Annotated in this window: 21 protein-coding genes; 7 read left to right on the top strand and 14 right to left on the bottom strand. The window is 73.0% G+C overall.

Features of this window, described 5'->3' with window-relative positions:
- Positions 1-409: 409 nt before the first annotated feature.
- Complete coding sequence (locus ACFY8W_RS26955; RefSeq protein ID WP_391110236.1) at positions 410-1,114, bottom strand: WHG domain-containing protein; 705 nt, start codon at positions 1,112-1,114, stop codon at positions 410-412.
- A gap of 222 nt (positions 1,115-1,336) precedes the next feature.
- On the opposite strand from ACFY8W_RS26955, the gene ACFY8W_RS26960 reads away from it, so the two are divergent.
- Positions 1,337-1,813 carry a nitroreductase family deazaflavin-dependent oxidoreductase gene (locus ACFY8W_RS26960; RefSeq protein ID WP_391110239.1) on the top strand — a complete coding sequence of 159 codons (477 nt, stop codon included), beginning with the start codon at positions 1,337-1,339 and terminating at the stop codon, positions 1,811-1,813.
- A gap of 260 nt (positions 1,814-2,073) precedes the next feature.
- On the opposite strand, the gene ACFY8W_RS26965 is transcribed toward ACFY8W_RS26960, so the two are convergent.
- Positions 2,074-3,519, bottom strand: coding sequence for a geranylgeranyl reductase family protein (locus ACFY8W_RS26965; RefSeq protein WP_391110242.1), 1,446 nt, complete (start codon positions 3,517-3,519; stop codon positions 2,074-2,076).
- 185 nt (positions 3,520-3,704) lie between these two features.
- Between ACFY8W_RS26965 and ACFY8W_RS26970 the strand changes: the two genes are divergently transcribed.
- The 3 genes from ACFY8W_RS26970 to ACFY8W_RS26980 all read left to right on the top strand — a co-directional run bounded on the left by ACFY8W_RS26970 (position 3,705) and on the right by ACFY8W_RS26980 (position 6,621).
- Entirely contained in the window at positions 3,705-5,069 is a 1,365-nt protein-coding gene (locus ACFY8W_RS26970) for a M20/M25/M40 family metallo-hydrolase (protein ID WP_391110245.1), read from the top strand.
- 85 nt (positions 5,070-5,154) lie between these two features.
- Positions 5,155-5,862 (top strand): MBL fold metallo-hydrolase, encoded by a 708-nt coding sequence (locus ACFY8W_RS26975; protein ID WP_391110248.1) that lies wholly within the window; start codon positions 5,155-5,157, stop codon positions 5,860-5,862.
- Positions 5,863-6,045: 183 nt separating this feature from the next.
- Entirely contained in the window at positions 6,046-6,621 is a 576-nt protein-coding gene (locus ACFY8W_RS26980; protein ID WP_391110251.1) for a hypothetical protein, read from the top strand.
- 160 nt (positions 6,622-6,781) lie between these two features.
- On the opposite strand, the gene ACFY8W_RS26985 is transcribed toward ACFY8W_RS26980, so the two are convergent.
- Positions 6,782-7,822: an NUDIX domain-containing protein gene (locus ACFY8W_RS26985; RefSeq protein WP_391110254.1), complete on the bottom strand. Its 1,041-nt coding sequence runs from the start codon at positions 7,820-7,822 to the stop codon at positions 6,782-6,784.
- A gap of 173 nt (positions 7,823-7,995) precedes the next feature.
- On the opposite strand from ACFY8W_RS26985, the gene ACFY8W_RS26990 reads away from it, so the two are divergent.
- The gene (locus tag ACFY8W_RS26990; RefSeq protein ID WP_391110257.1) at positions 7,996-8,190 is read left to right on the top strand and encodes a hypothetical protein; all 195 of its coding nucleotides are present in this window, start codon (positions 7,996-7,998) and stop codon (positions 8,188-8,190) included.
- Positions 8,191-8,344: 154 nt separating this feature from the next.
- Here ACFY8W_RS26990 and ACFY8W_RS26995 read toward each other — a convergent pair whose 3' ends face one another.
- Positions 8,345-9,295, bottom strand: coding sequence for an ROK family protein (locus ACFY8W_RS26995; protein ID WP_391110259.1), 951 nt, complete (start codon positions 9,293-9,295; stop codon positions 8,345-8,347).
- Between the two features lie 200 nt (positions 9,296-9,495).
- Between ACFY8W_RS26995 and ACFY8W_RS27000 the strand changes: the two genes are divergently transcribed.
- The gene (locus ACFY8W_RS27000) at positions 9,496-10,536 is read left to right on the top strand and encodes a substrate-binding domain-containing protein (protein ID WP_391110262.1); all 1,041 of its coding nucleotides are present in this window, start codon (positions 9,496-9,498) and stop codon (positions 10,534-10,536) included.
- 125 nt (positions 10,537-10,661) lie between these two features.
- Here the strand turns inward: ACFY8W_RS27000 and ACFY8W_RS27005 are convergent, their stop codons facing one another.
- The 6 genes from ACFY8W_RS27005 to ACFY8W_RS27030 form a co-directional block, all read right to left on the bottom strand.
- Complete coding sequence (locus ACFY8W_RS27005) at positions 10,662-12,551, bottom strand: protein kinase (RefSeq protein ID WP_391110265.1); 1,890 nt, start codon at positions 12,549-12,551, stop codon at positions 10,662-10,664.
- 78 nt (positions 12,552-12,629) lie between these two features.
- Positions 12,630-13,919, bottom strand: coding sequence for a DUF6986 family protein (locus tag ACFY8W_RS27010; RefSeq protein WP_391110268.1), 1,290 nt, complete (start codon positions 13,917-13,919; stop codon positions 12,630-12,632).
- A gap of 164 nt (positions 13,920-14,083) precedes the next feature.
- Positions 14,084-15,046 carry an FAD-binding protein gene (locus ACFY8W_RS27015; protein WP_391110271.1) on the bottom strand — a complete coding sequence of 321 codons (963 nt, stop codon included), beginning with the start codon at positions 15,044-15,046 and terminating at the stop codon, positions 14,084-14,086.
- Between the two features lie 56 nt (positions 15,047-15,102).
- A complete protein-coding gene (locus ACFY8W_RS27020; RefSeq protein WP_391110274.1) occupies positions 15,103-15,888 on the bottom strand; it encodes an electron transfer flavoprotein subunit beta/FixA family protein in 786 nt (261 codons plus the stop codon).
- A 199-nt stretch (positions 15,889-16,087) separates the two neighbouring features.
- On the bottom strand, positions 16,088-16,666 hold the full coding sequence (locus tag ACFY8W_RS27025) for a flavin reductase (RefSeq protein WP_391110277.1): 579 nt from the start codon (positions 16,664-16,666) through the stop codon (positions 16,088-16,090).
- Positions 16,667-16,887: 221 nt separating this feature from the next.
- Positions 16,888-17,199 carry a thioredoxin domain-containing protein gene (locus tag ACFY8W_RS27030; RefSeq protein ID WP_391110280.1) on the bottom strand — a complete coding sequence of 104 codons (312 nt, stop codon included), beginning with the start codon at positions 17,197-17,199 and terminating at the stop codon, positions 16,888-16,890.
- A 234-nt stretch (positions 17,200-17,433) separates the two neighbouring features.
- Here ACFY8W_RS27030 and ACFY8W_RS27035 point away from each other — a divergent pair, with 234 nt between their 5' ends.
- Positions 17,434-18,171 carry a 1-acyl-sn-glycerol-3-phosphate acyltransferase gene (locus tag ACFY8W_RS27035; RefSeq protein ID WP_391110283.1) on the top strand — a complete coding sequence of 246 codons (738 nt, stop codon included), beginning with the start codon at positions 17,434-17,436 and terminating at the stop codon, positions 18,169-18,171.
- On the opposite strand, the gene ACFY8W_RS27040 is transcribed toward ACFY8W_RS27035, so the two are convergent.
- The 4 genes from ACFY8W_RS27040 to ACFY8W_RS27055 form a co-directional block, all read right to left on the bottom strand.
- On the bottom strand, positions 18,140-18,820 hold the full coding sequence (locus ACFY8W_RS27040) for a transglutaminase domain-containing protein (RefSeq protein ID WP_391110286.1): 681 nt from the start codon (positions 18,818-18,820) through the stop codon (positions 18,140-18,142). The genes ACFY8W_RS27035 and ACFY8W_RS27040 overlap by 32 nt on opposite strands.
- A gap of 78 nt (positions 18,821-18,898) precedes the next feature.
- Complete coding sequence (locus ACFY8W_RS27045; protein WP_391111048.1) at positions 18,899-19,978, bottom strand: beta-eliminating lyase-related protein; 1,080 nt, start codon at positions 19,976-19,978, stop codon at positions 18,899-18,901.
- On the bottom strand, positions 19,975-20,730 hold the full coding sequence (locus tag ACFY8W_RS27050) for an SDR family NAD(P)-dependent oxidoreductase (protein ID WP_391111052.1): 756 nt from the start codon (positions 20,728-20,730) through the stop codon (positions 19,975-19,977). The genes ACFY8W_RS27045 and ACFY8W_RS27050 overlap by 4 nt, the downstream gene beginning before the upstream one ends.
- A 74-nt stretch (positions 20,731-20,804) precedes the next feature.
- Positions 20,805-22,211, bottom strand: coding sequence for a DUF6421 family protein (locus ACFY8W_RS27055; RefSeq protein WP_391110289.1), 1,407 nt, complete (start codon positions 22,209-22,211; stop codon positions 20,805-20,807).
- Positions 22,212-22,465: the final 254 nt, after the last annotated feature.

The following is a 22,465-nucleotide window of genomic DNA, read 5'->3' on the forward strand; positions in this document are numbered from 1 at the left end:
GCCCTCGGACCGTCAGGACCTCGGGCAGCGCGAGACCGCCCGCCGTCGGGACCTCGGACAGCGCGAGACCGCCGGCCGTCAGGACCTCGGACGGCGCGAGCCCTCGGCACGGTTCTCGGGCGACCGCCAGCCCGCGAGCCGTCGGAACCTCGAGCAGCGCGGGCTTCGGGCAGCGCCAACTCGGGCAGCGCGGCTTCGAGGGGGCCGGGGATCAGGGGGGGCCGCAGGCCCCCGCCGTGAAGGCCTCGAACGGCGCGGTCATCGGGCGGCGCTGCCCTCCGGCGGCGAGCCCCCGGGGCCGAGGGCCTCGGGCGGCCGGCCGGGCCACGGGCAGCGGGCCCCAGCAGCGCGGGCTCCGAGCCGCTCGGCTTGCACGGGCCCGGCCTCACAGGGCGCGAGCCTCCGGCCGTCAGGGCCTCGGGAGCAGGCCGGCCTCGCGGCCGAGGCGTTCGGCGGCGGCGGCGAAGAAGGTGTCGCGGTCCGCGACGATGTTGTTGAACTGCCCGAAGACCTCGAAGGAGATCAGCCCGAACAGCTCGGCCCAGGCGGACACGAGAGTGGCGACGAAGGGCGGCGGCAGGTCCGGTGCGAGGTCGGCGGTGAGGCGCTCCGCCTCGGCGCGCAGGACGTCCGGCAGGGGCGGCAGGGCGATGCCCTTGCCGCGGTAGGCGGCGCGGGCGACGGAGATGAGGAGCAGGCCGACCCGGGAGGCGGGGCCGATGGTGTCCTGCGGCGCGGTGTAGCCGGGCACCGGGGAGCCGTAGATGAGCGCGTACTCGTGGGGGTGGTCCACCGCCCAGGCGCGCACGGCGCGGCAGACGGCGGTCCAGTGGGCGAGGTGGTCGCCGGGGGCGGCGGCCTCGGCCGTGGCGTGGGCGCGTTCGGCGGCGGCGCCCACGGAGTCGTACGCGTCGATGATGAGCGCGGTCAGCAGGTCGTCCCGGCTGGGGAAGTAGCGGTAGAGCGCCGAGGAGACCATGCCCAGTTCGCGGGCGACGGCGCGCAGCGAGAGCTTGGCGGCGCCTTCGGCGGCGAGCTGACGGCGGGCCTCGTCCTTGATGGCGGCGGTGATCTCGATCCGGGCGCGGGCGCGCGCTCCCTGGGCGGTGGTCATGGAGAGTAGTGTGCCACGTTTCGGAGCACTGCACTAAAACAAGAGCGGCGCTCTCACTTGGACAGTGTCGCCACCTTCAGATCACTGCACTAAAACGAGAGCGGCGCTCTTGCTTGCGAGCGCCGATCCGTGCACACTAGTGCCAGAGCGAGAGCACCGCTCACAATTCAGAGCAGCGATCACGCATCGGATCAGCGCTCACACACCTGCCCGGAGGTCCCGATGTCCGCCCAGCACTCCACGCCCACCCCCGCCCACGTCATGAAGCCCGGCTGGTTCACGGTCAACGTCATGAACCGCTTCGTCTCCTGGCTGACCCGCCGCGGCGTCAGCGTCTGGGGCTCCCGCGTCCTCGCCGTACGGGGCCGCAAGAGCGGCGAATGGCGCCGCACGCCGGTCAACCTGATGACCATGGACGGCGCCCAGTACCTGGTGGCCCCGCGCGGGCACGTCCAGTGGACGTACAACATGCGGGCGGCCGGCGGTGGCGAGCTGCACCTCGGCCGGCACGTGGAGCCGTTCACGGCCGTCGAGGTCGCCGACGACGAGAAGCCCGCCCTGCTCCGCGCCTACCTCAAGCGGTGGAAGGCCGAGGTGGGCGTCTTCTTCCAGGGCGTCGGTCCGGACTCCACGGACGAGGAACTGCGCGCCATCGCGCCCCGGCACCCCGTCTTCCGTATCACGACCACCCACGCGTGAAGGCGGTGCGGACCGCCATGGTCCGCACCGCCTTCGACGAGCCTTCGCCCGTTCCTCTCCCCTGGAGAGGTCATCCCAGGAAGACACGCCTCGCTCAGGAGGCGTCCTTCAGGAGGCGTCCTTCAGGAGGCGTCCTTCAGGCTCGACCTCAGGACCTCGGCCCTCAGGTCAGCCGTCAGGACCCGGCCCTCAGGAGCCGCCCTCCGAAGTCGTCTCCCCGAGGTCATCCCGCACAGAGGCCGCCCCTCCGGGGTCGTCGCTCAGGAGGCCTCGCTCGCCCGCGTCTCGGGTGCCTCTCCGGCGTCCCCGCCAGCCCCGCCGTTGCCGCCGTTGCCGCTGACGCCGCCATCGCCTCCGACGCCACCACTGCCTCCGACGCCGCCATTGCCGCCGCCGCCCTCGGCCCCGTCCTTCTGGGACGCGACGCCCCGGCCCGCCGGGCCCACGCCGACCGACGTGTCCATCGAGCGGTCCAGCAGGTCCAGCGCCCGGCGCGCGACGCCGTTGCCCCGGACCAGGCCGGCCAGCGTCGTCGCACCGCGCGTGATGTCGGTGAAGGCCTTCCAGGCCGGCCGTACGCCGGTGATCGCCGCGTGCAGCAGTCCCGGCCGGCGCTCGAACACCGCGAGCATCCGGCGCCCGACGGCCATCTCGACGCCGAGCCCCGCCTTGATGGCGAAGGCGTAGTTGAGCGCCTGCCGGCGCGCGTCCACCGCGTCGCCCGCCTCCGCGATGCGGACCGCCCACTCGCCGGCGAGCCGCCCCGAGCGCAGCGCGAAGGAGATGCCCTCGCGCGTCCACGGCTCCAGGAGTCCGGCCGCGTCACCGCAGACCAGGACCCGGCCGCGGGAGAGCGGCGAGTCGTCGGTGCGGCAGCGGGTCAGATGGCCGGAGGAGACCGCCGGTTCGAAGCCCGCGAGGCCCAGCCGGGCGACGAAGTCCTCCAGATAGCGCTTCGTGGCCGCGCCCTCGCCGCGCGCCGAGATCACGCCGACGGTCAGGGTGTCGCCCTTGGGGAACACCCAGCCGTAACTGCCGGGCAGCGGGCCCCAGTCGATGAGGACCCGGCCCTTCCAGTCCTCGGCCACCGACGGCGGCACCGGGATCTCCGCCTCCAGGCCGAGGTCGACCTGGCCGAGCTTGACGCCGACGTGCGCGCCTATCCGGCTCGCGCTGCCGTCGGCACCGACGACGGCGCGGGCGAGGACGGTCTCGCCGTCGGCGAGGACCACGGCCACGGTCCGGCGGTCCGGCACGGCGGGGCCGTGCTGCTCGACCCGGCTGACGGTGACTCCGGTGCGCAGCTCGGCACCCGCCTTCTGGGCGTGCTCGACGAGCTGGGCGTCGAACTCGGGCCGGTTGATGAGCCCGAAGAGCATGCGGCGGGAACGGCGGGTGCGGGCGAAACGGCCGCCCATGGAGAAGGTCACGGCGTGCACCCGGTCCTGCAGGGGCAGTTCGAAACCGGGCGGCAGCGCGTCGCGCGACGGGCCGATGATGCCGCCGCCGCAGGTCTTGTACCGCGGCAGCTCGGCCTTCTCCAGGAGCAGCACCCTGCGGCCGGCCACGGCCGCCGCGTAGGCCGCCGAGGCCCCGGCGGGACCGGCACCCACGACGACCACGTCCCAGACCTGCTGCCCCCCGTCCGGGTCCCCCGGACCCGCTCCAGCCTCTGCCGCTCCGGCGTCTGCGTTCTCGCTGCTCACGATGTGCTTCTGCTCCTGATCCGACCGGTGGTTGCTGCTCTCCGGGCATCCTACGGCTCGGTAGCGGGGCCCGGCCGTGTCACCCCGCGCCGTAGGATCGGGCATGCGTTCGCCGTACCACCGACATACGGCGACGAGCCGAGACCCGACAACGTCACAACGTCGCACCCACCAGGAGCGTGCCCATGACCGCGAATCCGATCGCCGAGACCGTCGCATCCCTGATGCCCCGCGCCAAGGCGGAGCTGACGGAGCTGGTGGCCTTCCAGTCGGTGGCGGACGAGGCCGTGGCCCCGCGCAGCGAGTGCGAGGCCGCCGCGAACTGGGTGGCGGACGCGCTGCGCACCGAGGGCTTCGAGGACGTGGCGCTGCTCGACACGCCGGACGGTTCGCAGTCGGTGTACGGCGTGCTGCCGGGCCCGGCCGGCGCCCCGACCGTGCTGCTCTACGCGCACTACGACGTGCAGCCGATGCTGGTCGAGTCGGCGTGGGTGACCCCGCCCTTCCAGCTGACCGAGCGTGAGGACGGCCGCTGGTACGGGCGCGGCGCGGCCGACTGCAAGGGCGGCTTCATCATGCACCTGCTCGCGCTGCGCGCCCTCAAGGCGAACGGCGGCGTGCCGGTCACGGTCAAGATGATCGTGGAGGGCTCGGAGGAGCAGGGCACCGGCGGACTGGAGCGTTACGCGGAGGCGCACCCCGAGCTTCTGGTGGCCGACGCGATCGTCATCGGCGACGCCGGCAACTTCCGGGTCGGCCTGCCGACCGTGACGGCGACGCTGCGCGGCATGACGATGATCCGGGTCACGATCGACACGCTGCAGGGAAACCTGCACTCGGGCCAGTTCGGCGGTGCCGCGCCGGACGCGCTGGCGGCGATGATCCGCGTCCTGGACTCGCTGCGCGCCGAGGACGGTTCGACGGTCATCGACGGGCTGCCGGCGGACGCGGTGTGGGAGGGCCTGCAGTACCCGGAGGCCGACTTCCGCAAGGACGCGAAGGTGCTGGAGGGCGTGGACCTGCCGGGCAACGGCACGGTCGCCGACCGGATCTGGGCGCGGCCGGCCGTGACCGTCATCGGCATCGACTGCCACCCGGTGGCGGGCGCCACGCCGTCGATCCCGGCTACGGCCCGCGCGCAGCTCAGCCTGCGCGTGCCGCCCGGCCAGGACGCGGCGAAGGCGACGGAGCTGCTGTTCGCGCACATCGAGAAGCACACGCCGTGGAACGCGCGGGTGAGCCTGGAGCAGGTCGGCCAGGGCCAGGCCTTCCAGGCGGACACGTCGAGCCCGGCGTACGTCTCGATGGCGGAGGCGATGAAGGTCGCGTACCCGGGCGAGGAGATGCAGACGGCCGGCATGGGCGGCTCGATCCCGCTGTGCAACACGCTGGCCACGCTCTACCCGGAGTCGGAGATCCTGCTGATCGGCCTGAGCGAGCCGGACGCGCAGATCCACGCGGTGAACGAGTCGGTGTCGCCGCAGGAGCTCGAGCGGCTGTCCGTGGCGGAGGCGCACTTCCTGCTCAACTACGCGCGCTCGAAGGCGTAGTCGGGGCCGTGGTCACGCTCTGGGCGGAACTCGCCCAGAGCGTAGACCCGTTCGGCGGTCGAGGGGTTGCGCGTAGGTTCGGGTCATGGACCTCGTGACACCCGTGGAACTCGTGGAGATCACTCCTCGTCTGCACATGCTCCGGTTCTCCATCGGCCAGGCCTATCTGTGGCGGGACGAAGCGGAGTTGACCCTGATCGACGCCGGGTGGGCCGACTCGGCACCGGCGGTGGAGTCGGCGCTGCGCGGGGCGGGCCTCGACCCGGCGCTGCTGCGCCGGATCGTGCTCACCCACTGCCACCGCGACCACGTGGGCGCGGCCGAGGAGCTCGCGGACCGCTTCGGTGCGGAGATCCTGGCGCACGCGCTGGACGCCCCGGTGATCCGCGGCGAACTCCCCGTACCCGAGCCGGACTTGCTGGACTGGGAGCTTCCGCTGTACGCGCACGGCGTGCGGGTGCCGGAGGCGCCGCCGACCCGGGTGGACCGGGAGGTCGTGGACGGCGAGGAGCTGGGCTTCGGCGACGGCGCGGTCGTCCTGCACGCCCCCGGCCACACGCCGGGTTCGATCGCGGTCCATCTGCCGCGCCACGGCGTCCTGTTCACGGGCGACACGGTGGCGTCGATGCCGGACGTGATGTTCGGCGTGTTCCACGTCGACCGCGCGCAGGCCCTCGCGTCGATGCGCCGGCTGGCCGGGCTGCGCCCGTCGGTGCTGTGCTGCGGCCACGGCGAGCCGGTGACGACGGACACGGCGGATCGCCTGGCCAAGGCGGCCGAGCAGGCCGGGTGAGGTGAGCGGAGCCACCGGAGACAGCCGAGGACAAGACGACCCGGGGCCCCGGGAACCATCCGGGACCACCCGGGACCGCCCGTAATCCCCGGAACCGCCCGGGCCCCCGGGAAACCGCGCCCCCGGGAGACCGCGGCGAAATCCCGTGGCGGGGCGTCGGGCGGGTCAGGAGAATCCCTCGGCATGGGAACGGACATCCGCGGGTTCCCCGAGTGCCGGAGCACGTACCGGACGCTGGACGTCGACGACGCGAGCCGGCACGCCGCCATCAGCCTCGACCTGCTCTACGGCGGTCGTGACTACGAGGCGTTCGGCTGCCTCTTCGGCGTGCGCAACCACGCGGGCTTCCGTCCCCTGGCCGGGCACCGCGACCTGCCCCCCGACGCCGCGGCAGGGACCCGCGCCGAATTCGGCCTCTGGGGCCGCGACGCCCACGGCGCCTCGTGGATCGGCTGGCCGGAGCTGACCCGGGTGGACTGGTCCGAGCCGGCCGAGCGCCCGGACGAGCGGGCCGACCTCTACCGCCGCGGCGCCGACGGCGACTGGGTCTTCTCCGGCAAGGTGTTCCCCGACCGTCCGGACCGGGCGGAGGGCGAGACGTGGGAACGGGACGGCGTGCTCCTCCGCATGGGGCGGATGACCCGGCGTGAAGCGGTTCCGGCCGACGGCGAGTGGCGGCCGGTGTGGGCGACGATGGGCGCCCTCGCCGAGGTGCACGGCGACGAGAACGTCCGCCTGGTGGTCTGGTTCGACAACTAGGCCGTCGCTTCCGGTCCTTGGCCGGGCCCACGGTGTCTGGCACGGCCCGTCCGGCCCTGATCCGAAAGGGACGACCTCGGGGCGTGACTTGCGGATCTTGCCGGCGTCCCGACGCGCGGCCCGATCCGAAAGAACGCCCCAGGCCTGTCCGGCCCGCCGGTCAGCCCACCGGGACGCCCGCCTCCAGGTTGAGGACGGTGCCGCGTTCGCGGGCGCGGAGGGCCCAGCGGAGGCGGTGGTAGCGGACCGGCGGGAGCAGGTCGGCGGCTTCCTCCTCGGTGACGAAGCGCCAGGCGCGCAGTTCGGCGCCGGGCAGGAGGAGGCGCTCGGCGTCGGCGGAGCGGAGGCGGCCGCCGTCGAAGAGGAGGCGGAGGCCGCCGTAGCCGGGCGGCTGGGGCCGTTCCCAGTCGACGAGCAGCAGGCGCGGCACGGTGTCGAGCCGGAGGCCGATCTCCTCGGCGACCTCGCGGATGCCGGCCCGGGCCGGCGCCTCGCCGGGTTCGACGACGCCGCCCGGGAACTCCCATCCGGCCTTGTAGGTGGGGTCGACGAGCAGGAAGCGGTCGTCCTCGTCGAAGAGCAGCACGCCGGCGGCCAGGGTCTCGCCGGTGGGTTCGGGCGTCTGGACGATGCCGCAGGGTGCGGCGTGTCCGGCGGCGACGGCGTCGGCGACGGTCCGGGCGGTCTCGGCGGGGGTGAGCGCGGAGTTGTCGACGGCGTACGCGTCGGCGGCGAGCCAGCCGTCGCGGGCGGCGCGGTACGGGTCGAGGTGGTCGAGGCACCAGCGGCGTGCGCGGGCTTCGGCGTCCGGGTCGCCGGGGTGCTCGACGCGGCTGTCGATACGGCTGCGCAGGATCGTTTCGTCCGTGGTGAGCAGGACGTGCCGGACGTCGATCCGGCGGGCGGCGAGGCCGCCGAAGATCTCGTCGCGGTACTCCTGCCGCAGCAGCGTCATCGGCACCACGAGCACTCCGCCGACCTCGGCGAGCAGGGCGGCGGCGGTGTCCACGACGAGCCGGCGCCAGATCGGCAGGTCCTGGAAGTCGGTCACCTCGGCGAGACGTTTCTGCGGAAGGAGCAGGCTCAGCGCACCGCCGGTGACCTCGGGGTCGTACAACGTGCTGTTGGGGATCAGATCGACCAGCTCACGCGCGGTGCTGCTCTTCCCCGCGCCGAACGCACCGTTGATCCAGACGATCACGATTCCCCCTCTTCTGGTTGCCCCCAGTGGCTTGCCCGCACCACCCTGCCACGGAAACCCCCGGCCGTCGGCTCACCGGCGGAGCGGGCGCCGGGGAACCGGGACCCCTGCCCGGCGCGTAACACTTCGCGAACGGCCGTCGTTGGAAACGGCGAGCACGAGGGGGTGCGGAGATGGACCGTACGGTTCTGGAGCGGTTTCCGGCGGGCGGACCGCGCGGCAGCTGGCCCGCGGAGGAGTTCGCGAGCGCGCGGCGTGACGAGGGGCTTCCCGCGCGGGTGGTGATGGACCTGGAGTCCGACGCCTTTCTGGTGATCGTGGAGCAGCGCTCTCCGGAGACGTTACGGGGCCGGGGTCACTGCCCGTAGCCCCGTCCGGCCGTCCTCGCCTCAGGCGCGCGGACGCACGGCATGGCACCACCCGTGCGCCGGTGCGCGGGACGCGCGCCGGGGTGCACTGGGCGTGCGCCTCCTGGTCCGCTGCCGGCGCACGGCGCGCTGAAGCGCTCAGGCCCTCGGGCGCTCACTTCCGCGCCGGGTCCGCCGTCCCCTTCGGGACCGCTGCCGCCGCCGCGCCCAGCAGGCCGGCGTCCGTGCCGGTGAGCGCGGGGACGACCTCGATGCCCTGCACGAAGGAGAGCGTGGCGTAGGAGCGGAGGCTGCGCCGGAGCGGGTCGAAGAGGACCGCGCCCGCGCCCGCCACTCCCCCGCCGATCACGGCGATGTCGATCTCGACCAGGGTGGCCGTGGCGGCGATCCCGGCCGCGAGGGCCTGGGCGGCGCGTTCGAAGGAGGCGACGGCGACGGGGTCGCCCGCGCGGGCCGCGGCGGCGACCGCGGCGGCGGAGGTGTCGCCGTCGGGTCCGGGCCGCCAGCCGTTCTCGAGGGCGCGGCGGGCGATGTGCGGTCCGCTGGCGAGCCGTTCGACGCAGCCGCGGCCGCCGCAGGCGCAGCTCTCGCCGTCCAGGTCCACGCTCATGTGACCGATGTGACCGGCGTTGCCGGTCGGACCGGGGTGGACGCGTCCGTCGAGGACGAGGCCGCCTCCCACGCCCGTGGACACCACGAGGCACAGCGCGTTGTCGTGGCCGCGCGCGGCGCCCTGCCAGTGCTCGGCGGCGGTCATGGCGACGCCGTCGCCGACGAGCGTGACGGGCAGCCCGCCCGTGGCCCGGCGCACCCGCTCGACCAGCGGGAAGTCGCGCCAGCCGGGCACGTTGACCGGGCTCACCGTGCCGGTCGAGGCGTCGACGGGCCCCGCGCTGCCGATGCCGACCGCGCTCGCCGAGGCCCACAGCGGCGAGCGGGCGAGCTCGTCGAGCACGGCCGCCACCGCGCCCATGACGGTCTCGCCGTCCTCGCGCGCGGGCGTCGGCCGTTGCACCCTGACGCGGATGTGTCCCCCGGCGTCGACCAGCGCTCCGGCGATCTTGGTGCCGCCGATGTCGAGGGCGACGACGAGGTCAGTGCGCATGGGCTCCGGGTCTCCGTGGGCGGCCAGTCGGTGTGACCTACAGTCTTCCCGCCTCTGACAACGTTGTCCAGGCCCTATGCTCGACAGCAACGAGATCGAGATCGAAATCGCCCGCCCCTCGCCCTCGCCCTCGTACGACGCCCCCGGCAACCGCCGGCGCACCGACACCGGACACCCGCACCACGGAGGAACCGCGCACTGTGGCCGACATCGCCCGCCGCCCCGAGCACCGCTACGGCAATCGGCCCACCATGAAGGACGTCGCCGCCCGGGCGGGAGTCGGCCTGAAGACCGTCTCACGGGTCGTCAACGGCGAGCCGGGCGTCACGCCCGACACCGAGCGCCGGGTCCAGGAGGCCATCGACTCGCTCGGCTTCCGCCGCAACGACAGCGCGCGGGTGCTGCGCAAGGGACGGACGGCGTCGGTCGGCCTGGTCCTGGAGGATCTGGCGGACCCGTTCTACGGTCCGCTCAGCCGCGCCGTCGAGGAGGTGGCCCGGGCGCACGGCGCCCTGCTCATCAACGGTTCCAGCGCCGAGGACCCGGACCGCGAGCAGGAGCTGGCCCTCGCGCTGTGCGCGCGGCGGGTCGACGGACTCATCGTCATCCCGGCGGGCGGCGACCACCGCTATCTGGAGCCGGAGATCCGCGCGGGCGTCGCGACGGTCTTCGTGGACCGCCCGGCGGGCCGGATCGACGCGGACACGGTGCTCTCCGACAGCTTCGGCGGCGCGCGGGCGGGCGTGGCGCACCTGATCGCGCACGGCCACCGCAGGATCGGTTTCATCGGCGACCGGCCGCGCATCCACACCGCCGTCGAGCGGCTGCGCGGCTACCGGACGGCGATGGAGGACGCCGGGCTCGACGTGGCCGGGGAGTGGGTGTCGCTCGGCCCGACCGACCCGGAGCGCGTGACGGAGGCGGCCGAGGCGATGCTGTCCGGCCCCGAGCCGGTGACGGCGCTGTTCGCGGGCAACAACCGGGTCACGGTGACGGCGGTACGGGTGCTCGCGGGGCGCGAACGGCCGGTCGCCCTGGTCGGCTTCGACGACATCGAGCTCGCCGACCTGCTCGGCATCACGGTCATCGCGCAGGACTCGGCGGCGCTCGGACGCACGGCGGCGGAACGGCTGTTCCGCCGCCTCGACGGGATCGACGAGCCTCCGGCGACGGTCGTGCTCGGCACGCGGCTGATCGCCCGCGGCTCGGGCGAGGTCCCGCCGCCGTCCGGCGCCGCCTGAGGCGTGTCTTCCGGATCTTGCCGGCGTCCCGACGCCCGGCCTGATCCGGAAGACACGGCCTGGGTCCGGAGGCGAGAGGCGCCCCGAGCCCGTCCGGCGGGCCGGAGCCGGACCGGCTCCGGCCGTCAGCAGACCGGGAGGCCGGGCACCGGGCGGTCGTTGTCGCCGCCCTTGATGTAGACGACGCTGAAGTAGACGTTGGTGTTGCCGCTGTCGTCGTCGGTCCTGGCCCACCAGACGTTGGTCCAGCTGCCGTACGTCTCCCGGCGGCCGAGGTTCACCTGGCAGTAGAAGTAGTTCGTGCCGGCGTTCAGGACGCCCATCTCGCCGCCATCGTGACGGTAGGTCTTCTCGGTGCGCCAGACCTGGCAGTCGTACTTCCCGCCGCCGCGGGACGTGCAGCCGCCGGACGCGGGGCTCGGGGACGTACCGCCGCCGGAGCCGCCGCCTGCGGTCGCGCTCGGCGCGGGCGCCCTGGTCGTCCGCGAGGCCGACGGCGCCGGTACGGAGGAGGAACCGGCGGCGGGCGAGGACGGGGAGGCGGACTTCCCGGCGCCCTCCTTCGACGGCGTCGCCGACGCGGACCCGCTGCCGCCGGCGCTCGGCTTCGCCCCGGGGGCTCCCGGGTCGAGGATCCGGCCGGGTTCGCCCGTCGGGCTCGTCGGCGCCTGCCCGCCGGCCACCTGGCCCCGGTCCGCCTCGCCGTCCTTCCCGACGAGTGCGTACGTCACGCCGCCGCCGACGAGCAGGACGGCGGCCGCCGCAGCGGCGGCGAGGACCGACGACCGGTTCCGCCCGCCCCGGCCGCGCGCGCCGCCGGGGCCCTGTGCGACGGGGCCGGTCTGCGGAGCGGACAGCGGCACCGTGCCCGGGCCCGCCGGCGGCGTGCCGTGCGCGTCCTGGACGCCGTACGGCACGGGCGCCGGCCCGAACGAGCCCGGACCGGTGGCACCGTGCGGCCCCGCGGCCGGCGGCACCGCCGGGCCGAAGCCCTCCGGGCGGTGCGGTACGGCGTCGGGCTGGGTCGGCGCCCACAGATGCGCGGCCCCGTGGGCCGGTGTCCCCGCGGCGTCCGTTGCGTCCGCGGGCCGGCCGGCCGGCGCCGTGCCGTACCCGGCCGGTGCGGCGCCCTGAACCGGCGTCGTCTGGGCGCCCACGGTGCCCGCGGCCTGGGCTTCGCGGCCCTCCGCTACCGCCCTCAGCAGTCCCGCCGCGGTGCGCGCGTCCGGGCGCTGTGCCGGGTCCTTGTGCATCAGCAGGCGCAGGGCCGGGGCGAGCGGGCCGGCCCGGTGGGACTCGGGGAGGGGTTCCACGACGATGGCGTTGAGGGTGGACCAGGTGGAGGTGCGGCGGAACGGGGAGGCGCCCTCGACCGCCGCGTACAGGGTGGCGCCGAGTGCCCAGACGTCCGATGCGGGGCCCGGCTGCTGCCCCTGGGCGCGCTCGGGTGCGAGGTAGTCGAGCGAGCCGACGATCTCGCCGCTGCGCGTCAGATGGGTGGCGGAGCCGTCGCCGGGGTCCTCCATGGCGGCGATGCCGAAGTCGGTGAGGACGACCCGGCCGCCGCGGTCGAGCAGGATGTTGCCGGGCTTGACGTCGCGGTGGAGCACGCCGGCGTCGTGCGCGGCGGCCAGGGCGTCCAGGACGGCTGCGCCGATTGCGGCGGCCTCGCGGGGGTCCAGGGTGCCGCGTTCGCCGAGGACGCCGTCGAGCGAGGGCCCGTCGACGAACTCCATGACGATGACGGGCCGGCCCTGGTGGTCGGTCACGTCGTGGACGGCGACGACTCCCGGGTGGCGGACCCGGGCCGCGGCCCGTGCCTCGCGCTGCATCCGCAGCCGGAGGTCGTCCAGTTCGCGTCCCGACGCGTCGTTGTAGGTGCGCAGTTCCTTGACGGCCACCTCGCGGCCGAGGACCTCGTCGACCGCGCGCCAGACGATTCCCATGCCGCCGCGCCCGAGCTGGCTCACGACCCGGTAGCGGCCGGCCAGCCGCTCGTACTCCCCCGAAGACACCGATGCCCCGTTCCCTGTCGGCCGTAGTTGGACGCGTACAGGGTACGGGGCACGGGCGGCGGCCCCGCGCGGGCCGGGTTACTGGGCGGTGGCCGTCAGGTCGCCGCGGCGCGGGGCGGCGAAGCGGTCGAGGTCCGCGTGGGTCAGGCCGGTGAGGGCGTCGACCTCTGCGGTGTCGAGGGCGCCGCAGTCGATGCCGCGCAGCAGGTAGGAGCTGAGCGCCTTGGCGGTGGCGGGCTCGTCCATGACGTCGCCGCCCGCGTGGTTGGCGTAGGCGGACAGGCGCTTGGCGGCGGCCTGGAAGCCCTCGCGGTAGAAGGCGAAGACGGCGGCGTAGCGGGTGGGGATGTGGCCGGGGTGCATGTCCCAGCCCTGGTAGTAGGCCCGGGCGAGGGCGCGGCGGGTGAGGCCGTAGTGGAGCTTCCAGGCCTCGTGGACGTGGGCGGTGGAGCCGACCGGGAGCACGTTGGTGGAGCCGTCGGAGACGCGGACGCCGGTGCCGGCGGCGGCGACCTGCATGATCGCCTTGGCGTGGTCGGCGGCGGGGTGGTCGCTGGCCTGGTAGGCGGCGGAGACGCCGAGGCAGGCGCTGTAGTCGAAGGTGCCGTAGTGGAGGCCGGTGGCGCGGCCCCCGGCGGCGTCGATCATGCGGGCGACGGTGGCGGTGCCGTCGGCGGCGAGGATGGCCTGGCTGGTCTCGATCTGGATCTCGAAGCCGAGGCGGCCCTCGTCGAGGCCGTGGGCCTTCTCGAAGGCCTCCAGGAGGCGGACGAAGGCGGTGACCTGCTCGGGGTAGGTGACCTTGGGGAGGGTGAGGACGAGGCCGTCGGGCAGGCCGCCGTGCTCCATGAGGCCGGTGAGGAAGACGTCGGCGGTGCGGATGCCGCGGTCGCGTACGGCGGCCTCCATGCACTTCATCCGGATGCCCATGTACGGGGCGGCGCTGAGGTCCGCGTAGGCCTCGGTGACGATCCGGGCGGCGCGGGCGGCGTCGTGGTCCTCGTCCGTCCCCGCGTAGCCGTCCTCGAAGTCGACGCGGAGGTCCTCGATGGGCTCGCGCTCCAGCTTGGCGCGCACGCGGCCGTAGACGTCCTCGGCGAGGTCGTCCGCCAGGCCGAGGACGGCGGCGAAGGCGGCCGCGTCCGGGGCGTGCTCGTCGAGGGCGGCGAGGGCCTGGTCGCCCCAGGAGCGGATGGTGCCGGCGTCGAAGACGTTGCCGGGTACGTAGACGGTGTGGACGGGCTGGCGGGTGCCGGGGTCTCCCGGGTACCGCCGGTCCAGCTCGGCGTCGACGCCGGCGAGGGAGGCGCTGATGCCTTCGCTGACCGCGCCGGCGAGGCTCGTCGACACCTTCTCCTGCTGACCCATCCCACATCCTCCTGTTTTCCGCTGCACGGAATCAACAATCCGTATAGCGAAGTTAGTAGTCCGCCTCCACTTGCGTCAATGGGTGTCCACGGGTGGCCGAAACGGCCGGGGGCCGCGTGGTGAAGATCACCACGCGGCCCCCGGACCGATGAAGAACCCGCAGGTCAGCCCTTACGGGACGTGATCTCGGCGGTCAGCTGCGGCACGACGTCGAACAGGTCGCCCACGACGCCGTAGTCGACCAGGTCGAAGATCGGGGCCTCGGCGTCCTTGTTGATGGCCACGATGGTCTTCGAGGTCTGCATACCCGCGCGGTGCTGGATCGCACCGGAGATGCCGGAAGCGATGTACAGCTGCGGCGAGACCGACTTGCCGGTCTGGCCGACCTGGTTGGAGTGCGGGTACCAGCCGGCGTCGACGGCGGCGCGGGAGGCGCCGACGGCGGCACCGAGCGAGTCGGCGAGCGCCTCGATGATGCCGAAGTTCTCGGCACCGTTGACGCCACGGCCACCGGAGACCACGATCGCGGCCTCGGTCAGCTCCGGGCGGCCGGTCGACTCGCGCGGGGTGCGGGCGACGACCTTGGTGCCGTGCGCCTTCTCCGAGAAGGAGACGGCGAGCGCCTCGACGGCGCCGGCGGCCGGGGCGGGCTCCACGGGGGCCGAGTTCGGCTTGACCGTGATGACCGGAGTGCCCTTGGAGACACGGGACTTGGTGGTGTACGAGGCGGCGAACGCGGACTGCGTCGCGACCGGGCCCTCGTCGCCGGCCTCGAGGTCGACGGCGTCGGTGATGATGCCGGAGCCGATGCGGACGGCGAGGCGGGCGGCGATCTCCTTGCCCTCGGCGGAGGACGGGACCAGCACGGCGGCCGGGGAGACGGCCTCGTAGGCGGCCTGGAGCGCGTCGACCTTCGGGACGACGAGGTAGTCGGCGAAGTCGGCGGCGTCGGCGGTGAGGACCTTCACGGCACCGTGCTCGGCCAGCGCGGCGGCGGTGTCGGCGGCACCCGCGCCGAGCGCGACGGCGACCGGCTCGCCGAGGCGGCGGGCCAGGGTCAGCAGCTCCAGGGTGGGCTTGCGGACGGCTCCGTCGACGTGGTCGACGTAGACGAGAATCTCAGCCATGGGACTTCAATCTCCTGCGAACGAAGAGGGGCGGGTCTGGTGGGCTCGCGCGAGCCTTAGATGAACTTCTGGCTCGCGAGGAACTCGGCCAGCTGCTTGCCGCCGTCGCCCTCGTCGGTGACGATCGTGCCCTTGGTGCGCGCCGGACGCTCGGCGGCGGAGTCGACCGCGGTCCAGGAACCCTCCAGGCCGACCTCCTCGGCCTCGATGCCGAGGTCCGACAGGTCCAGGGACTCCACCGGCTTCTTCTTGGCGGCCATGATGCCCTTGAAGGACGGGTAGCGGGCCTCGCCCGACTGGTCCGTCACGGAGACGACGGCCGGGAGGGACGCCTCCAGCTGCTCCGAGGCGGTGTCGCCGTCGCGGCGACCCTTGACGACGCCGTCCTCGATCTCGACCGCGGAGAGCAGCGTGACCTGCGGGACGCCCAGGCGCTCGGCCAGGATCGCCGGGAGGACGCCCATGGTGCCGTCGGTGGAGGCCATACCGGCGATGACCACGTCGTAGCCGGTCTTCTCGATCGCCTTGGCGAGCACCAGCGAGGTGCCCATGACGTCGGTGCCGTGCAGGTCGTCGTCCTCGACGTGGACGGCCTTGTCGGCACCCATGGACAGCGCCTTGCGCAGGGCGTCCTTGGCGTCCTCGGGGCCGACCGTGAGGACGGTGACCTCGGCGTCGTCGGCCTCCTCGGCGATCTGCAGCGCCTGCTCGACCGCGTACTCGTCGAGCTCCGAAAGGAGGCCGTCGACGTCGTCACGGTCGACCGTCAGGTCGTCCGCGAACTTCCGGTCGCCCGTGGCGTCCGGCACGTACTTCACACAGACAACGATCCTCAAGCTCACGCCGGCTCTCCTACTGCATCGTCATAACTGGGCTGCCTTGTTGCTCGCAGCATAGGCGCCTGAAGGGCGGGTTTCCGATCGGGGCGCCACATGCCCCGACCGGAATATTACTCGTCAGTACACCGAGTTCGTTACCGCTGAGCAAGCGCTCAGCCGTGTGACCTTGACAACGCGCCGGCGAGGGCTCGTACGGGAACTCTCAGTCGCGCAGCGCGTTGAAGCGCCCCTGGTGGTACAGGAGCGGACGGCCCACGCCGTCCGGGTCGCCGGCGACGGCCTCGGCTATGACGATCCGGTGGTCGCCGGCCGGGACGCGCGCCACCACCCGGCACACCAGCCAGGCGAGCACGCCGTCGAGGACCGGTACGCCCTCGGGTCCGCGGCTCCAGCGGGTGGGCGCGGCGAACCGGTCGGCGCCGCTGCGCGCGAAGGTGGCGGCCAGCTGCTCCTGGTGCTCCCCGAGTATGTGGACGCCGATGTGCTCGGCCTCGGCGACCACCGGCCAGCTGGAGGAGCCCGTGCCCACGCCGAAGGAGATCAGCGGCGGCTCGGCGGCGACGGAGTTGAGGGACGTGGCGGTGAAGCCGACCGGCCGGTCGCCGTGCGCGGTGATGACCGCGACGCCGGCGGCGTGCTGCCGGAAGACCGACCGGAGCAGGTCGGGAGAGCCGGTGCGGGGCCCGCCGACGGCCGGGGCGGCGGGAACGCCGGAGAGCGGACGGTGCGAGGGGGCCGGGGGGATCGTCGGGAGCGTACGGAGCTCGGGCGAGACGGTCATGGAGTTGTCCTTCTGCGAGGGCGGCGTGAGAGGGGTCGCGGGTTCGTCAGACACCCGGACAGCGCGCGCTCGCGTTGCGTGCCAGGTCCACGTGGGCCCGGCCGTAGAGAAGGAGTTCTGGGACCATTCCGCCAGACTGGCGATCGTTGACGTGTGCAGTCAAGTGCGTACCGCTATGTGGGAGATGTGTCACCGCGTCAGGGACCGTGCCGCGCACCGGATCAGACCGCCCGTCCGAGCGCGGCGATGACGTCGGCCCTGCGGGGCTGCCCGGCGGCCCTGCGCACGACGCGGCCGGTCCGGTCCAGGACGAGCACGGTGGGCGTGCGGACGACGCCCAGCGCCCGTACGAGGTCGAGGCGCTCCTCGGCGTCGATCTCGACGTGCCCGACGCCCTCGACCATGGCCGCGACCTCGGCGAGGGTCCTTCGGGTGGCCCGGCAGGGCTGGCAGAAGGCGGTGGAGAACTGGACCAGGGTGGCCCGCTCCCCCAGCTCGGCGCCCAGCTCCGCAGCGCCCAGGACCTCGGTCATCTCCGCGTCTCCTCCACTCGTACCGCACCCTGCCGCACCCTGTGCAGCGTCCCACGGCACCGTTCGATTCCCGCCACGACCACCGCGAGTGACGAGAATCTCCCTGTACGAAGCCGCCAGGACTGGTCACGAGCCCCCACATGGGGCACGATCTGCCCAAAGCCGAAAACCTACGGCCGCGTAACTTCGCCGGGAGAACCCTCCTCAGGCACTGACGTAAGGGGTTCCTCCCAGATGGCAGAGCTCGTCTATCGGCCGGTCATCGGTGCCGCTCTCACCATGTTCAAGGCACTGGACCTGAAGATCGACACTCAGGGTTCGGAGCACATCCCGCAGCAGGGCGGGGCGGTGATCGTCAGCAACCACATCAGCTACCTGGACTTCATCTTCACCGGGCTGGCCGCGCTGCCGCAGAAGCGCCTGGTGCGCTTCATGGCGAAGGAGTCGGTGTTCCGGCACAAGGTGTCCGGGCCGCTGATGCGCGCCATGAAGCACATCCCGGTGGACCGCGCCCAGGGCGAACACGCCTACGCGCACGCGCTGAAGGCGCTGCGCTCGGGCGAGATCGTCGGCGTGTTCCCCGAGGCGACCATCTCGCAGTCGTTCACCCTCAAGAGCTTCAAGTCGGGTGCGGCGCGGCTCGCGCAGGAGGCCGGGGTGCCGCTGATCCCGATGGCCCTGTGGGGCACCCAGCGGATCTGGACCAAGGGCCGGCCGCGCAACTTCAAGCGCAGCCACATCCCGGTCACCATCCGGGTCGGCGAGCCGCTGGAGGCTCCGGCCGACCAGTTCGCGGGCGCGATCACCCGGCGGCTCCGGGGGCGGGTCCAGGAGCTCCTGGAGGCGGCACAGCGGGCCTATCCGGTGCGCCCGAAGGACGCGGCCGACACCTGGTGGGTGCCCGCGCACCTCGGGGGCACGGCGCCGACGCCGGAGGAGCTCAAGGCCGCCGAGCGGAACGCCGAGCAGTAACCGGGCGGGAGAAGGGGCGGCGGCGCACGGACCCCGGGTCCGGCGTCGCCGTTCGGAGTTCCGTGGGGTAGGTCCGCCAGAGGTGGGGCCGGTCCGTGGCCGCGCGCAGGGCGGCCAGGACGGCCGGATGCGGCGCGGCGTGGAGGACCGGATAGTCCACCTCGCCGAACTCCGGCCGGACCGGCCAGGCCAGCCGCTCGCCGTCGAGCGAGAACTGCGCGTCGACCCCGGTCTTGTTGCCCCGCGGATCCTGCCGGGCCCACCCCGGCCGTCCGGGCAGTCTGACGGCGACGAGGCCGTGGACCATCGGATCGGCGCCGTCCTCGGTGAGCCGCTGGTAGCAGAAGGCCGTGGGGATGGCCCGGGCGCGCAGGAGCGCGGCGAGGGCGTGCGACTTGGCGACACAGATGCCGTTGCGCGTGGCCAGGACGTCGGAGGCCCGCCAGGTGACCCGCAGGTCGCCGGAGTCGACGGAGTGCGGAACGGCGTCCCGGACGAACTCGTAGGCCGCCTTCGCGTATGAGTATGCGTCGAGATGGTCTGCCCAGAGCCGGTCCGAGATCTCGCGTACCACGGGATGACCGTGATCGACCGTCTCGTCGGCGGCCAGGTACGCGGAGATGTCGGGGTTCTGCTGGATGAGTTCCATGGGCGGCGAGCATAGGAATGCGGCCGGACGGGAGTCAATGCATTTCCGTCCGACCGCATAGCTATGCAATTAGGGGGGCTAGCGCGCCATCTCTTCCTTCAGCGCCTGGAGGAAGGCGTCCACGTCTTCCTCCATCGTGTCGAAGGAGCACATCCAGCGCACGTCGCCGGCCGCCTCGTCCCAGAAGTAGAAGCGGAAGCGTTCCTGCAGCCGCCTGCTGACCTCGTGCGGGAGCCGCGCGAAGACCGCGTTCGCCTGGACCGGGTAGAGGATCTCCACCCCGTCCACGCCGCGCACACCGTCGGCGAGGCGCCGGGCCATCGCGTTGGCGTGCCGGGCGTTGCGCAGCCACAGGTCCCTGGCGAGCAGTGCCTCCAGCTGGACCGACACGAAGCGCATCTTCGACGCCAGCTGCATGGACAGCTTGCGCAGGTGCTTCATGTGACTGACCGCGTCCGGGTTGAGCACGACCACGGCCTCGCCGAAGAGCATGCCGTTCTTCGTCCCGCCGTACGAGATGACGTCCACGCCCACCGCGTTGGTGAACGCCCGCATCGGTACGTCGAGCGAGGCGGCCGCGTTGGCTATCCGGGCGCCGTCGAGGTGCACCTTCATGCCCTTGGAGTGGGCGTGCTCCACGATGGCCCGGATCTCCTCCACCGTGTAGACGGTGCCGAGCTCGGTGTTCTGGGTGATCGAGACGACCTGGGGCATGGCCCGGTGCTCGTCCTCCCAGCCCCAGGCCTGCCGGTCGATCAGCTCGGGGGTGAGCTTGCCGTCCGGGGTGGGCACGGTGAGCAGCTTGAGGCCGCCCATCCGCTCGGGCGCGCCGCCCTCGTCCACGTTGATGTGCGCGGTCTCGGCGCAGATCACCGCGCCCCAGCGGTCGGTGAGGGCCTGGAGCGCGGTCACGTTGGCCCCGGTCCCGTTGAAGACCGGGAACGCCTCGGCCGTGGGGCCGAAGTGGCTGTGCATGATGCGCTGCAGGTGGTCGGTGTACTGGTCCTCGCCGTAGGCGACCTGGTGGCCGCCGTTGGCGAGGGCGATGGCCGCGAGGACCTCCGGGTGGGCTCCGGCGTAGTTGTCGCTGGCGAAGCCGCGGACCGACGGGTCGTGGTGACGACGGGCGTCGGTCCTGGAGCCCAGGGCCGCGGTCAGGGCTTGGGGGTCAGCCACAGGCGCTGTCCATTCACTTCCTGTGCGGGCCGGTCCCAGAGTCCGGCGATGGCGTCGGCCAGGTCCTTGACGTCGGTGAAGCCCGCGAACTTCGCATTGGGGCGCTCCGCGCGCATCGCGTCGTGCACCAGTGCCTTGATCACCAGGATCGCAGCCGCCGCCTGCGGGCCCTCGTCGCCCCCCGCCTTGCGGAACGAGTCCGCCATGGCGAGGGTCCAGGCCTCGGCGGCGGCCTTGCCCGCGTTGTACGCGGCGTTGTTGGCCACCGGCTTGTGCGCGCCGACCTGGCTGATCAGCGCGTAGCGGCCGCGGCCGCCGCTGCGCAGCAGGCCGTCGTGGAACGCGAGGGACGTGTGCTGGACCGTGCGGATCAGGAGCTTCTCCAGGAAGTCCCAGTCCTTGGGGTCGGCCTCGGTGAAGGAGGGCGCACCGCGCCAGCCGCCGACGAGGTGGACCAGGCCGTCGATCCGGCCGAACTCCTTCTCGGTCTTCTCGGCCCACTCGCGCGTGGCGGCGAGGTCGAGGAGATCGACGGTGTCGCCGGTGACCGTGGCGCCGCCGTGCGCGTAGCGGGCGGCGTCGACCGCCTCGACGAGCCGCGCCGGGTCGGCGTCGGAGGCGACGACGGTCGCGCCCGCCTCGGCGAGGCGGAGCAGGGTCGCCCGGCCGGCCGGGCCGGCCGCGCCCGCGACCGCGATGACGGCTCCGTCCAGCGTTCCGCCGTTACCGATCATGGTCGTCGCCTCCTGCTCGCTCGCCTGTGCCGCCCCGTCCGGCGCGGCGTCGCCGGGGGCCTTTGCCGTGTCGGTCACGCGGCGGCCTGCCCGGCGCGCGCGGCGGTCGCGGGGGTGATGCCCTTGGCGGAGGCGATCACGCCCTTGAGCTTCTTGGCAAGGGCCTCATAGAACATGCTGAGCGGAAACTCGTCCGGAAGCACGTCGTCCACGAGCTTGCGCGGCGGGAGCGTGAGGTCCAGGGCGTCGGGACCCTTGGCCCAGGTGGAGCCCGGGTGCGGGGCGAGGTAGGTGGAGACCAGCTCGTACGCCTTGAACCAGTGGACGAGCTTGGGACGGTCGATGCCGTCGCGGTACAGCTGCTCGATCTCGCCGCAGAGCTGGTTGGTGACCTCGGGGGCCCGGTCCCAGTCGATCTTCAGCTTGTTGTCGGTCCAGCGCACCACGTCGTGCTTGTGGAGGTACGCGAAGAGCAGCTGGCCGCCGAGACCGTCGTAGTTGCGGTTGCGGTCGCCGGAGACCGGGAAGCGGAACATGCGGTCGAAGAGCACCGCGTACTGCACGTCACGGCCGTGCTCGTTGCCCTCGGCCTCGAGCTTCACGGCCTCCTTGAAGGCGGTGAGGTCGCAGCGCAGCTCCTCCAGGCCGTACATCCAGAACGGCTGGCGCTGCTTGATCATGAAGGGGTCGAAGGGCAGGTCGCCGTGGCTGTGGGTGCGGTCGTGGACCATGTCCCACAGGACGAAGGCCTTCTCGCAGCGCTCCTGGTCGTCGACCATGGCGGCGATGTCCTCGGGCAGCTCGATGCCCAGGATGTCGACGGAGGCCTCGGTGACCTTGCGGAAGCGCGCGGCCTCGCGGTCGCAGAAGATGCCGCCCCAGGTGAAGCGCTCGGGGGCCTCGCGGACGGCGATCGTCTCCGGGAAGAGCACGGCCGAGTGGGTGTCGTAGCCGGCCGTGAAGTCCTCGAAGGTGATGCCGCAGAACAGCGGGTTGTCGTAGCGGGTGGCCTCCAGCTCGGACAGCCACTCCGGCCACACCATGCGCAGCACGACCGCTTCGAGGTTGCGGTCCGGGTTGCCGTTCTGGGTGTACATCGGGAAGACCACGAGGTGCTGCAGCCCGTCACGGCGGTCGGCCGCCGGATGGAAGGCCATCAGCGCGTCCAGGAAGTCCGGGACCCCGAAGCCGCCCTCGGCCCACTTGCGCAGGTCGGCGACGAGCGCGCGGTGGTAGTCGGCATCGTGCGGGAGCAGCGGGGAGAGCTGCTCGACCGCGGCGACGATGCGCTCGACGGTCTGCTCGGCGTGGGCGCGGGCCGGGGCGCCCTCGGCCGTGAAGTCGATCGAGCCGTCCGCGCTCTGCCAGGGGCGGAGCTCCTCCACGGCATTCTTGAGCTCGGGCCACGAGGGGTGGTCGATCACCGGGCTGTCGGTGGCTATCCCCCCACCGGTCACGTCCTGCACAAGAATTTCCGTCATTCCTCTTCCTCCACAGGAGAACCTTGCGTCAGGACACGGTATCCACGTTCCGATCTCTCCCACAAGAGGGGAAGGAAAAAATCTCCTGTGAGACCCCCCGTGTCACCGTGAATTTTCCTGTCGGGTGCGGTGGAGGACCGAGAAATACGGGGTTCCGCGCGTCCGCTTCCCGTTTCGTCCCCAGCGGTTAGGCTGCGCCAGGAGCCGACCGGCGCCCGGCACGGCAGGGGCCGGACTTCGACGGAAGCGAGAAG

The sequence above is a fragment of the Streptomyces sp. NPDC012637 genome, from assembly GCF_042954805.1.
Lineage (GTDB): Bacteria > Actinomycetota > Actinomycetes > Streptomycetales > Streptomycetaceae > Streptomyces.